The 12,253-nt window shown below is 46.1% G+C and carries 11 protein-coding genes and 1 other RNA gene; 8 read left to right on the plus strand and 4 right to left on the minus strand.

Annotated features, from left to right (window positions below; genetic code table 11):
* Positions 1–19 precede the first annotated feature (19 nt).
* Genes R7070_RS12785 through R7070_RS12800 form a run of 4 tightly spaced genes read right to left on the minus strand, consistent with a single transcriptional unit; the run spans position 20 to position 3,470 of the window.
* Complete coding sequence (locus tag R7070_RS12785; protein ID WP_017633609.1) at positions 20–688, minus strand: BON domain-containing protein; 669 nt, start codon at positions 686–688, stop codon at positions 20–22.
* Positions 689–709: 21 nt separating this feature from the next.
* The gene (locus tag R7070_RS12790; protein WP_005372901.1) at positions 710–1,300 is read right to left on the minus strand and encodes a phosphoheptose isomerase; all 591 of its coding nucleotides are present in this window, start codon (positions 1,298–1,300) and stop codon (positions 710–712) included.
* A 3-nt stretch (positions 1,301–1,303) separates the two neighbouring features.
* Positions 1,304–1,672 (minus strand): YraN family protein, encoded by a 369-nt coding sequence (locus R7070_RS12795; protein ID WP_005372903.1) that lies wholly within the window; start codon positions 1,670–1,672, stop codon positions 1,304–1,306.
* A complete protein-coding gene (locus tag R7070_RS12800; protein WP_005372905.1) occupies positions 1,659–3,470 on the minus strand; it encodes a penicillin-binding protein activator in 1,812 nt (603 codons plus the stop codon). Before R7070_RS12800 ends, R7070_RS12795 begins: the two co-directional genes overlap by 14 nt.
* A gap of 68 nt (positions 3,471–3,538) precedes the next feature.
* On the opposite strand from R7070_RS12800, the gene rsmI reads away from it, so the two are divergent.
* From rsmI to mraY, 8 genes are all read left to right on the plus strand, one after another.
* A complete protein-coding gene (gene rsmI / locus R7070_RS12805) occupies positions 3,539–4,402 on the plus strand; it encodes a 16S rRNA (cytidine(1402)-2'-O)-methyltransferase (protein WP_005372907.1) in 864 nt (287 codons plus the stop codon).
* 167 nt (positions 4,403–4,569) lie between these two features.
* An RNA gene (gene rnpB / locus R7070_RS12810) (RNase P RNA component class A) lies at positions 4,570–5,000 on the plus strand.
* 175 nt (positions 5,001–5,175) lie between these two features.
* Entirely contained in the window at positions 5,176–6,126 is a 951-nt protein-coding gene (gene rsmH, locus R7070_RS12815; protein WP_005372918.1) for a 16S rRNA (cytosine(1402)-N(4))-methyltransferase RsmH, read from the plus strand.
* 5 nt (positions 6,127–6,131) lie between these two features.
* Complete coding sequence (ftsL, locus tag R7070_RS12820) at positions 6,132–6,449, plus strand: cell division protein FtsL (RefSeq protein WP_005372920.1); 318 nt, start codon at positions 6,132–6,134, stop codon at positions 6,447–6,449.
* The gene (locus tag R7070_RS12825) at positions 6,446–8,239 is read left to right on the plus strand and encodes a penicillin-binding transpeptidase domain-containing protein (RefSeq protein ID WP_086046525.1); all 1,794 of its coding nucleotides are present in this window, start codon (positions 6,446–6,448) and stop codon (positions 8,237–8,239) included. Before ftsL ends, R7070_RS12825 begins: the two co-directional genes overlap by 4 nt.
* A gap of 62 nt (positions 8,240–8,301) precedes the next feature.
* Entirely contained in the window at positions 8,302–9,783 is a 1,482-nt protein-coding gene (gene murE / locus R7070_RS12830) for a UDP-N-acetylmuramoyl-L-alanyl-D-glutamate--2,6-diaminopimelate ligase (protein ID WP_053304336.1), read from the plus strand.
* On the plus strand, positions 9,780–11,144 hold the full coding sequence (locus R7070_RS12835; protein WP_005387401.1) for a UDP-N-acetylmuramoyl-tripeptide--D-alanyl-D-alanine ligase: 1,365 nt from the start codon (positions 9,780–9,782) through the stop codon (positions 11,142–11,144). The genes murE and R7070_RS12835 overlap by 4 nt, the downstream gene beginning before the upstream one ends.
* Positions 11,144–12,226 (plus strand): phospho-N-acetylmuramoyl-pentapeptide-transferase, encoded by a 1,083-nt coding sequence (mraY, locus tag R7070_RS12840; RefSeq protein WP_005372931.1) that lies wholly within the window; start codon positions 11,144–11,146, stop codon positions 12,224–12,226. Before R7070_RS12835 ends, mraY begins: the two co-directional genes overlap by 1 nt.
* The last annotated feature ends 27 nt before the right edge of the window (positions 12,227–12,253 follow it).

The following is a 12,253-nucleotide window of genomic DNA, read 5'->3' on the forward strand; positions in this document are numbered from 1 at the left end:
TCAAGCCAGACTTTGGAAATTACTCACTAATCGTAAAGACTTCGACGTTCTCTTCACTTTCTGTACTTGCCTCACTTTCTATTGTTTGTACACCGTCACTCGGTAAGTCTACTTCAACAGGCTCCATTTCGCCGTATTGGAACCCTTTAATGACTTGTTTTACGCCTGAGATATTACGCGCGATTTCTGTCGCTCGATCGCCTTGCTCTGGCGTGACATAACCAAACAGAAAAACGTCGCCATCTTCGGTGATCACTTTAACCTTAACACCATTAAGCTCAGAATCAGTAAGCAAAGCTGACTTTACTTTGGTTGTGATCCAGCTGTCATTGCTAATCTGGGTAACAGTGAGTGGCTCTTTTTGTTTGATTTGATTGTGTATGACTTTTACACCACTAACTTCTCGAGCCCTTCGCTCTAAAGCAAGGATAAGGTCTTGTGTCGGAGCTTGTCCCATAAGGACTACAGTCCCATTATATGAACTGGCAACGACACGAACTTCACCTTTAAACGGTGCTTTATTGCCGATCGCCGCAACTTCGAATTCGATGTTATTGTCCTGCCAGATTTGTTTTGTCGTGCGTGTGTCCGTGACAATATTCGCTGTGGTTGCTGCACCTGCGATAAACAAACCTGCGCAACCACTTAAACTCAATGCTGTTAATAAGATAACAAGGCTACGTATCATAATTCTGACTCTCAGTCTTGGTTACTCTTCGTGAGCAGGGAAAAGCACCTGGTCAATAAGATCACAAAGACAATGGAGTGTTACCATATGTACTTCGTGAATACGTGCAGTGCGGTGTGATGGAATACGAATTTCGACGTCGTTCTCACCGAGCAGCCCTGCCATCTCTCCGCCATCTTTTCCTGTGAGCGCGATAATCGTCATGTCTCGAGTTACGGCTGCTTCCATCGCTTTGATAATATTTTTACTGTTACCGCTAGTCGACATGGCAAGCAAAATGTCGCCTGGTTGACCAAACGCTCGTACCTGTTTTGAGAAGATTTCCTGGTAGTGGTAATCGTTGGCCACTGCGGTTAGGGTGGTATTATCGGCGGTTAAGGCCATTGCTGGTAGGCTAGGGCGCTCAGTTTCAAAACGGTTTAAAAGACAAGAAACAAATTGTTGAGCGTTTGAAGCACTGCCGCCATTACCACAACATAAAATTTTATTGCCATTAAGCAGGCTCGACACCATCGCTTGAGCTGCATGAGTAATGGCATCAGGCAGCGCCTCTGCTGCTGCGATTTGAATTTGAATACTTTCTGTAAAGCTGTCTTTAATGCTGTCTAGCATCGCTTATCCTTCAGAGATTGCGTTTTCTATCCAGTTGATATCTCGCCCATTATCATGAATGGCGATGACATCAAATCGATAATCGATATTGTGTTTTAAGCGCTTTTGTTGGCTAAGCCAAACTTGTGCTGTTTTGACTAGCTTGCGCATTTTAGCGTGCGTCACCATTTCTGCTGCCGAGCCAAAGTGATTGTTCTTACGGTATTTGACTTCAACAAACACAATAGTTTCACCTTGTTGGAAGATTAAATCAATCTCACCGACCTTAGTCAGAAAATTTTGTTCAATAAAGTTTAAGCCCTGGCGTTGTAAATATTGCTTCGCCAGAGCTTCATATTGATTTCCGATTTGGCGCTTGCTAAAGAGCCCCACGCTCAGCCCAGCTTAGCTCACGCTGTACAACACAATTATTGTCGATACTTAAAATACCGGTTTGGCCGCCAACTGAGTAGCCCGGAACGACCTTCATTTGTGGCAGCTCCCCAATCAATTTATACGCATCCATACCCAGTGCTTTCAAACGTTTTTCCATGTTAGATTGCTCTGACCACAGCTCGTTCATTTCAGCGGTCACGCTAGGGTCTGGGTCAATCAGTAATGGAATATCGCTGTAGATGATGCCTGTTAGATCTTCGTAAGTCGCGCCGCCACTGTTGCTACGCGAGCTAGAGAAAATTTGTGGGGCTTTGGCGTCTGGGTTAATCGCTACCTCAATAAACGGCTTGATCAAAGTCAGTTCCGTGCTTCTAGCAACAATATAAACCGCATCGACATCACGACGGCTACGTGGCTGTGTTTCAAGCTTGATACGCATTAGTGATTGCATCTGAGCAATACGTTGTTTGCTTTCTTGCAGACCAAATACTTCATTGATGTCTTTTTGAAGTTGGCGCTTGTCGCCAAAATAACTTGCTGCGACTTTATTAGAGCTGTACTTGCGCCACTCTTTGTTGAACGCTTCAGTTACACGTTCACCAAAGCTGCCCTTTGGTGCCAGAATCAGAGGGAAGTTATAGCCTTCGCTGAACAAGTGTTTCGCTGCTTGTGCGGCTTCTTGTTCCGGTGATAATGCCAAGTAGCAAATATTGCTATCTGGTTGGACATCTTCGGGAATATTTAGCGCAAGGGCTGGAATCGTAGGACCATTTTCTGAGCCATCCATGGTTGTGTGCAATAGCTCAACGTTCTCTTTTTCTAGGGGACCAACAACAAAGTCGATGTTTTCATTGATCAAACGTTGTTTAATTTGGTCGGCGTTATACGCATTAGTGTCGATTACCGTGAGGGTAGCGCTTGGATCACGGTTACGATCATTCATCATCGCAAACACAAAACCATCACGAATTAATTGCGCTTGTGGCGAGAACTTACCAGTAAGCGGCAGTAACAAAGCGGTGTTGTTTGGTTTAACAATGTCTAGAGAGAGAATGTTTTGAATCTCTTCTGGTGTGTAGATAGCGGCTGGGTGCGATGGGTTCTCGTTTAACCAGCGTTCTAGGGTATTTTTTAGTTGGGATAAGTTGCCCGACAGCGTTTTCGCATAAATAGCGAGTTGTAGCCAACCATCCAAAACATCTTCATTTGGCTCTGTTTCTAATGAGGTCAGTTCGTACTCGGAGTAGCTGCCAAAGTTCATCCAAATACGGCTAGAAATCTCTCTCTGCTCCGCGGACGATGCATATTGGCCAAATGCAACCAGTTGGCGGTTTGCCTCAAACGCTTGGTTAAGACCTTGATAAGCGTCGGCACGCATCAAGTAATAGTCTTTCCATTGCTCATTTGGCAACTTCCACCAAGGTTTAAAATTCAACAATTGCAGCAACTGAGAGTAATTACCCTGTTTTTGCTGTATGGTCGCACGCGCTAGTTGCCACTCTGCTTGCTGAACTTCGGTTAACTGTTGACGAGCCAGGCGCTTGATCAACATTTCTGCTTGATCAAACTGGTTTGCTTGAATCGCGGCTTTGGTTGCCATGATCAACCAGTCATTTTGTAAACTGCCTTCCGTGCTATCAGCTTGGATCATATAGTTCTGAACAGACTGAGTAGGCTCAAGTGTTACATCAACGCCATCAGGCTGTCTTGGACCTGAAGAACAGGCGGCGAGCGTAATTGCTAGTGCAACAGGAGTAAGTATGCGTGGTACACTGAGTCTCTTATGGTTAATCATTGCCGTGAGTTCTCTATAATTTTGTACAAAATTGTCTCTATATTAATCGTTGAAGTGATGGTAAACAAATGACAGATAAAAATAAGTTGCCGAATGAGGGGCCAACTCTCTATATCGTACCGACTCCAATCGGAAATTTAGCGGATATCACCCAACGTGCTATCGAAATTCTGTCGACTGTGGACATCATTGCCGCTGAGGATACTCGACATACGGGCAAATTACTGTCTCACTTCAATATTCAAACCAAAACTTTTGCTCTACATGACCACAATGAGCAGCAAAAAGCACAAGTTTTGGTAGAAAAGCTGCTTTCCGGTCAGTCTATCGCATTAGTTTCTGACGCTGGTACGCCACTTATCAGCGACCCAGGATACCATTTGGTGACAAAATGTCGTCAAGCGGGCGTTAGAGTTGTGCCTCTTCCAGGTGCCTGTGCGGTCATTACGGCGTTAAGTGCCTCTGGCTTGCCATCGGATCGCTTTAGCTTCGAAGGTTTTTTACCACCGAAAAGCAAAGGTCGTAAGGATAAATTCCTAGAGATTGCTTCGGTAGAGCGTACGTGTATTTTTTACGAGTCACCGCACCGTATTTTAGACTCTCTACAAGACATGTTAGACGTTCTTGGCCCAGATAGAGAAGTTGTGTTGGCAAGAGAGCTAACAAAAACCTTTGAAACCATTCAAGGCATGCCGTTAGGTGAGCTGATTGAATGGGTGAAAAGTGACGATAACCAACAGCGTGGTGAAATGGTATTGTTGGTACATGGCCATCGTGAAACAACAGACGACTCACTACCTGAAGATGCTTTACGCACGTTAGGGATTTTGACCAAAGAGCTGCCTTTGAAAAAAGCAGCTGCTTTGGTGGCAGAAATACATAACTTGAAGAAGAATGCGCTATATAAATGGGGCTTAGAAAACTTAGACTAAGTGCCGCTAGCGAGATAAATGGTCAATGAGGGCTGATGTTTAGGCATCGGCCTTTTTATTATCTATTTTTGGCACGTTGACTAAAAAGTCATCACTTAGTGCATTCATTTCATCATATCTGTGATCTAACTAGACTCTGAAGTGAGAACTCTATACAATCCGCCCTCGGAGCTGACTGGGTAGTCGCTGCTTTGTTGATGTCCTTCGGGAGACTGACGTCGAAGTCCCTTTGGGAGACTGACGTTGACGTCCTTCGGGAGACTGACAAAGGGGAGGAAAGTCCGGGCTTCATAGAGCAAGGTGCCAGGTAACGCCTGGGGGGCGCAAGCCTACGACAAGTGCAGCAGAGAGAAGACCGCCGATGGCCCGTAAGGGTACAGGTAAGGGTGAAAGGGTGCGGTAAGAGCGCACCGGACGACTAGCAATAGTTCGTAGCAGGGTAAACTCCACCTGAAGCAAGACCAAATAGGCCTCCACATTGCGTTGCTCGCGTAAGGAGGCGGGTAGGTTGCTCGAGCCAGTGAGTGATTGCTGGCCTAGACGAATGGCTACCGCCGCGCAAGCGGAACAGAACCCGGCTTATGTGTCGGCTCCACCTATTCGAGACCCATCTCTACTTCGGTAGTGATGGGTTTTTTGCATTTAATTGACGCAAACTATGTCATTACCAATAAACTTGGCGTAAATCACGTCTAACTTTAGACTTGTGGTGGCGATGATGTAGGAAATCAGTACACTAAAGAATCGCTTCAAGATCATTCAACGAGAAAGCTATGACCGAAACCTTCCAACATATTTCCGTGTTATTAAATGAATCCATTGATGGCTTAGCTATCAAACCAGACGGCGTCTATATTGATGGAACATTTGGCCGTGGCGGTCACAGCCGGACAATTCTATCTAAACTCGGTGAAAATGGCCGACTGTACAGTATCGACCGTGACCCTCAAGCGATCGCTGAGGCAGGCAAAATCAATGACCCTCGCTTCACCATTATTCATGGCCCATTTTCTGGTATTGCTGAGTATGCTGAAGAGTATGGGCTAGTTGGAAAAGTGGATGGTGTTCTGCTGGATTTAGGCGTTTCTTCTCCTCAGTTAGACGACGCAGAGCGTGGCTTTAGCTTTATGAAAGACGGTCCGCTAGATATGCGTATGGACCCGACATCAGGTGTTCCAGTATCTCAATGGTTGATGGAAGCAGACCTCGATGATATCACTTGGGTCATTCGCGAGTTTGGGGAAGATAAACATGCGCGCCGTATTGCAAAAGCGATTGTTGCCTACCGTGAAGACGAAGAAAATGAGCCAATGGTTCGCACTGGTCAGCTGGCAAAATTGATTTCAGATGCCGCACCGAAAAGCTTTAAAGAGAAAAAACACCCTGCGACTCGTGCTTTCCAGGCTTTTCGTATTTACATCAACAGTGAGTTAGAAGAAATTGATACGGCACTTAAAGGCGCGGCGAGCATTCTGGCTCCTGAAGGCCGTTTATCTGTGATTAGCTTCCACTCTCTGGAAGACCGTATGGTCAAACGTTTTATCCGTAAAGAGAGCAAAGGGCCTGAAGTGCCACACGGTATTCCAATGACGGAAGAGCAAATTCGTGCTCTTGGTAGTGCGAATATGAAAGCGGTGAGCAAAGCGATTAAGCCAAGCAAACAAGAAATTGAAATGAACCCTCGCTCGCGCAGCTCTGTGTTAAGAATTGCGGAAAAGCTTTAATTATTATGACGAAATCCACTCCTAATCTTGCTAAGTTGATTGCAACAGATCTCCTCACTGTTGGTCGCTGGCCATTACTGTTGTTGCTATTGATCGTGGCATCGGCAATGGGAGTGGTATTTGCTACCCACCATGCGCGTCAAGCGATTACCGAGAAAGACCATACGTTGGTTGAACGAGAACGATTAGATAGCGAATGGCGTAACTTAATGTTGGAAGAAACTGCCCTCGCGGAACACAGTCGTGTTCAAGACCTTGCCAAAAAAGAACTTGAAATGAAACGACCTGATGGCGATAAAGAAGTGGTTGTCACGCTCAAATGATTAGAAAAAAATCCAACACGAAACAAGCCAATAAGCGTAAACCTGTAGCAAAAGAGAAAGCGGCTACGGGGGATAAGAAAACCGATAACAAAGCAGTGAAAGTGGCGGTCGAAGAATCTTTCTTGATTCGTTGGCGCTTCCATCTATTACTGTTTTTTGTTTTTTGTGCATTTGCCCTTTTGGTGGCACGCGTAGCCTACATCCAAATCATTGAGCCAGATAACCTGATTAAACAAGGTGACCTACGTTCGGTTCGTGTTAAATCCATTCCTTCTGCTCGCGGTATTATTTCGGATCGAAATGGTGAGCCGCTTGCTGTCAGTGTACCGGTTGAGGCGGTTTGGGCAGATCCTGCCACGATATTTAAAGAAAACGCGTTAAGCCAGACCAAAAGTTGGCATGCATTAGCGGATGTTCTTGGTATTGACCGACAAGGGTTAATAGACAAAATCAAGCGCAATGAAAAACGCCGCTTTATCTACTTGCAGCGCCAGGTCAGTCCGGCCATGGCGAACTATATTCGTGAGCTAAAGCTGCCAGGTGTTGGCCTTAAGTCGGAATCTCGTCGTTATTATCCTGCAGGTGAGGTTAGTGCTCACTTAGTCGGTGTAACAGGCATTGACGGGCATGGCCTAGAAGGTGTGGAGCGTAGCTACGATGAGTGGCTCACTGGCGCGGCGGGTAAGAAAACTATTCGTAAAGACCGTTATGGTCGTGTTGTGGAAAACATTGCTTGGCAAGACAAGCAAGAAGGTAAATCACTTCAGTTAACCATCGATCAGCGCCTACAGGCGATTGCGTATCGTGCGATTAAGCAAGCCGTTGCGGACCACCGCGCCACTTCAGGTTCCGTTGTCATGTTGGATGTAAAAACGGGCGCCGTATTGGCCATGGTTAATGCTCCTTCTTACAACCCTAACAATCGTAGCGATTGGCAAAGCTATCAAATGCGTAACCGAGTGATCACGGACTCAATGGAGCCTGGTTCGACCATTAAGCCTTTCGTTATTTTAGCCGCCTTAGAAAATGGGATAGCCGATAAAGATACCATCGTAGATACCGGTAATGGTGTCCTACGTTTAGGTGGTAGTCGAGTCAGAGATGTCTCTCGCGTAGGCAAAGCGAGCTTGACCACGATCCTTAAAAAGTCGAGTAATATCGGTGTGACGAAGCTAGCAATGCAAATGCCGGTAGAGGCGCTTCTTGGGCTGTACAGTTCAGTGGGTTTTGGTGAGCTTTCTGGCCTAAACCTAGTTGGGGAAGTGACGGGTATTTTTCCTACACGAACTCGTTGGTCGCCAATTGAACGCGCCACGATTGCGTTTGGTTACGGTCTATCAATTACACCAATCCAGCTAGCCCATGCTTATGCGACGCTTGGAAACCTTGGCAAATACGAGCCTATTCATATTATTGAAAGCAATGATCATGACATGTCACGTCAAGTGGTGAGTGCGAAGTATGCGCGTCAAGTATTAGACATGTTGGAAACCGTAACTCAAAAAGGGGGCTCGGCTCGCAGAGCGGCAGTTCCTGGTTATCGAGTAGGAGCGAAAACGGGTACATCACGTAAAGCTTCTGCCGGTGGGTACAGCGACGAGTACATCACCTACACGGCTGGGCTTGCTCCGGTTAGCGATCCGCGAATTGCTTTAGTAGTGATCGTAAACGAGCCTCAAGGCGATGACTACTATGGTGGTTCGGTAGCGTCTCCTGTCTTCTCTGAAATCATGAAAGGCGCGCTACAAATACTCAATGTTGCACCTGACGAAAACAAATTCCAACAGTAAGCCCTGTGGTTTACTGAGCAAACAAAATTAAGAAAACCTGAGCCAAAGCTCGGAGAACAAATATGACTAAAGCCATCAGTATGGACGTGCTGCTTTCCCCTTGGGTGGATTGCCCTAGCTTATCGTCCGTTCTTGTTTCTGAATTGGAGCTCGACAGCCGAAGAGTTCAACCTGGAACCACGTTTGTAGCAGTGATTGGCCATGTTGTGGATGGGCGTAAATTCATTGCCTCTGCAATTGAGCAAGGTGCAAATGCAGCCCTGGCGCAAGCCTGCGATGTCAAAACACATGGTACGGTGGAAATCATTGATGATGTTCCCGTCATTTACATTGATAGGTTGGACCAACGTTTATCCGCAATTGCTGGAAAGCTTTATGCTTACCCTGATATGGATTTGATTGGTGTCACCGGCACCAACGGCAAAACCACCATTACCCAGTTAATAGCGCAATGGCTAGAACTGCTTGACCATAAAGCGGCGGTAATGGGAACAACAGGAAATGGCTTCCTCAATAACTTGCAACAAGCTGCGAATACAACGGGGAATGCCGTTGAAATTCAGAAAACGCTCTCCTCTCTCGCAAATCAACAAGCCACATACACCGCGCTAGAAGTATCTTCCCATGGCCTGACGCAAGGTCGTGTCAAAGCATTATCATTTGCGGCGGGCGTGTTTACTAACTTAAGTCGTGACCACTTAGATTACCATGGCACGATGGAAGAGTATGCCAATGCAAAGCTTGGGTTGTTCACGCAACACCAATGTGAACGTGCCATTATCAATGTTGATGATGAAGTAGGTCATCAATGGGCGTCGCAGTTAAGTAATGCGGTCGCTGTTTCGCTCAAACCGAACACTGAATTTGAAAGCGCAATTTGGGCGACGGAAGTCAGTTACGCGGAGTCAGGGATTACTATTAAGTTCGATGGTAAATTTGGCTCAGGTGAATTGCACGCGCCATTGATTGGTGAGTTTAATGCAACCAACTTAATGCTCGCTTTTGCGACCTTATTAAGCTTAGGTAAAGAGAAACAAGCGTTACTCGAAACCGCAGGTCAACTGAAACCTGTACTCGGCCGAATGGAGTTATTCCAAACTGAGGATCGTGCCAAAGTCGTGGTTGATTATGCCCATACTCCTGATGCTTTAGAAAAAGCGCTGCAAGCTTTACGAGTTCATTGTGAAGGCCAGCTGTGGGCTATTTTTGGCTGCGGTGGCGATCGCGATGCAGGTAAGCGCCCAATGATGGCGGAAATTGCAGAGCGTCTAGGCGACAGAGTGGTGTTGACTGACGATAACCCACGCAGCGAAGACCCGGTTCAGATTGTGAAAGACATGTTAGCTGGGCTGTCAAAACCTGCTGAAGCGATTGTTCAGCATGACCGCTTCAAAGCACTGTCTTATGCCATTGAGAATGCTTCGCCAAACGACATTATCTTGTTAGCAGGGAAGGGCCATGAAGATTATCAGATTCGTAATGGCGAAACGATTCATTACTCCGACCGCGAGTCCGCAATGCAACTTTTAGGATTGACCTCATGATCAAAGTAACGTTATCTCAAATTGCAGACATCACTCGTGGTGAGCGATTCGGCGACGATCTACTTATTGACGCGGTTTCTACTGATACACGAACGATTGATCGTGGGGCTCTATTTGTGGCGTTAGTAGGGGAGCGCTTTGATGCGCACAACTTTTGCCAACAAGCGGTAGATGCAGGTGCCGGTGCTTTACTCGTAGAAAAACGCTTAGATGTGAATGTGCCGCAAATTGTGGTGTCGGATACCAAACTTGCATTGGGTGAGTTTGCTTCTTGGGTGCATCAAGCATGCAAAACACCTACCGTTGCCATCACCGGAAGTTGCGGTAAAACGACCGTAAAAGAAATGGTTGCGAGTATCCTGCAATTGAAAGGCAAAGTGTTATTCACGGCGGGTAACTTCAATAATGATATTGGTGTTCCGTTGACATTATTGCGCTCACAGCAGGATGATGATTATGCCGTGATTGAGCTTGGTGCTAATCATATAGGTGAAATTGCTTACACGACTCAGTTAGTAAAACCAGATATCGCGTTAGTGAACAATGTAGCCGCCGCTCACCTTGAAGGCTTTGGTTCTATCGATGGCGTGAAACAAGCCAAAGGTGAAATCTACCAAGGCCTTTCAGCTGGTGGTATTGCGATTGTTAACCTAGACAGCAATGGTGAAGCCAAGTGGGATGAAGTGTTAGCAGATAAGAAAGTCATTACTTTTTCACAAAGTAATACTGATGCAGACTTCTTCGCTTCTAACATCGTATTGAACGCCGCAGGTGAAGCAAGCTTTGACTTACATATCGCAGCAAGCTCACAAGAAATTGAACTGTCTCTGGGTATTATAGGTCAACACAACGTTGCGAATGCGATCGCTGCTTCTATTATTGCGTTACAAATGGGCGCCACATTAGAAGAGGTTCGCGCTGGCCTTAAACATTTGAACAAAGTGAAAGGTCGCGTCGAGGTTGAAGCGCTGAGCGAAAAGATAAAATTGATTGACGACAGCTACAACGCGAGCGTGCCAGCCATGAAAGCGGCAGTTGATTTATTGGCCGCTTTCCCAGGTCAACGTTGGCTGATTTTAGGTAATATGGCGGAATTGGGCGAGGAAAGTCTTGCACTTCATCGTCAAGTCGGGGAACATGCTGCCCCACAAAAATTTGAACATGTTCTCACATATGGTGCAGACGCCAAGGTGATCAGTGATCTTTGCCAAGGCATTCATTTTGAGACGCACCAAGAGATGATTGAATACATCAAGCAGCATCTAGACCAAGCCGTTCCTGAAAACCATACGATATTGGTGAAAGGAGCGAACGGTGCACGTATGTTTGAAGTCGCTGCTGCTTTGAAGGAGTATTATTAATGATTATTTGGCTTGCCGAGCTGCTACAGCCATACCTGTCTTTTTTCCGATTGTTTGAATACTTGTCTTTTCGAGCAATCCTAAGCGTATTAACCGCTCTAGGTCTGTCATTATGGATGGGACCAATCATGATCAAGCGTTTGCAAATGCTGCAAATTGGTCAGGTAGTGCGTAACGAAGGTCCTGAATCTCACTTTAGTAAGCGTGGTACCCCAACAATGGGCGGTATCATGATCTTAGCGGCCATCTCAATCACGATTTTGCTATGGACAGACTTATCCAACCCTTACGTATGGGCGGTACTGACAGTCTTACTTGGCTACGGTGCGGTCGGATTTGTTGATGATTATCGTAAAGTGGTACGCAAAAATACCGATGGCTTGATCGCGCGTTGGAAGTACTTCTGGCAGTCGTTGATCGCGTTTGTCGTCGCTTTCGCATTGTATGCTTACGGTAAAGACACAGCAGCAACTCAGCTAGTGGTGCCATTCTTTAAAGACATCATGCCGCAGCTTGGTTTGATGTATATCATTCTGACTTACTTTGTCATTGTAGGTACAAGTAACGCGGTCAACCTGACTGATGGTCTAGACGGTTTGGCAATCATGCCAACGGTTCTTGTTGCAGCAGGCTTCGCGGTTATTGCATGGGCGACCGGTAACGTTAACTTCTCTGAATACCTTCATATACCATACTTACCACATGCTTCTGAGTTAGTTGTCGTATGTACAGCAATCGTAGGTGCAGGCCTTGGTTTCTTGTGGTTTAACACTTACCCAGCACAAGTGTTCATGGGCGATGTAGGTTCACTAGCGCTTGGCGGGGCATTGGGCACCATTGCTGTTCTAGTTCGTCAAGAGTTGGTGTTGGTGATCATGGGTGGCGTATTTGTGATGGAAACGCTATCAGTCATCCTACAGGTAGGTTCTTACAAATTACGTGGTCAGCGCATTTTCCGTATGGCACCAATTCACCACCACTACGAATTGAAAGGTTGGCCAGAACCTCGCGTAATCGTGCGCTTCTGGATTATTTCTATGGTTCTTGTTCTGATTGGTCTTGCGACATTGAAAGTGCGTTAATCGCACTTTCCAAGAATAAGATTTACA

The organism is Vibrio sp. 1557, assembly GCF_033340175.1.
Lineage (GTDB): Bacteria > Pseudomonadota > Gammaproteobacteria > Enterobacterales > Vibrionaceae > Vibrio > Vibrio alginolyticus.

Excerpts from the sequence above, each read along its gene's own strand:
- R7070_RS12825 (WP_086046525.1), top strand. The coding sequence starts at position 6,446 with ATGATTAGAAAAAAATCCAACACGAAACAAGCCAATAAGCGTAAACCT.
- murE (WP_053304336.1), top strand. The coding sequence starts at position 8,302 with ATGACTAAAGCCATCAGTATGGACGTGCTGCTTTCCCCTTGGGTGGAT.
- R7070_RS12785 (WP_017633609.1), bottom strand. The coding sequence starts at position 688 with ATGATACGTAGCCTTGTTATCTTATTAACAGCATTGAGTTTAAGTGGT.
- rsmH (WP_005372918.1), top strand. The coding sequence starts at position 5,176 with ATGACCGAAACCTTCCAACATATTTCCGTGTTATTAAATGAATCCATT.
- ftsL (WP_005372920.1), top strand. The coding sequence starts at position 6,132 with ATGACGAAATCCACTCCTAATCTTGCTAAGTTGATTGCAACAGATCTC.
- mraY (WP_005372931.1), top strand. The coding sequence starts at position 11,144 with ATGATTATTTGGCTTGCCGAGCTGCTACAGCCATACCTGTCTTTTTTC.
- R7070_RS12835 (WP_005387401.1), top strand. The coding sequence starts at position 9,780 with ATGATCAAAGTAACGTTATCTCAAATTGCAGACATCACTCGTGGTGAG.
- R7070_RS12800 (WP_005372905.1), bottom strand. The coding sequence starts at position 3,470 with ATGATTAACCATAAGAGACTCAGTGTACCACGCATACTTACTCCTGTT.
- rsmI (WP_005372907.1), top strand. The coding sequence starts at position 3,539 with ATGACAGATAAAAATAAGTTGCCGAATGAGGGGCCAACTCTCTATATC.
- R7070_RS12790 (WP_005372901.1), bottom strand. The coding sequence starts at position 1,300 with ATGCTAGACAGCATTAAAGACAGCTTTACAGAAAGTATTCAAATTCAA.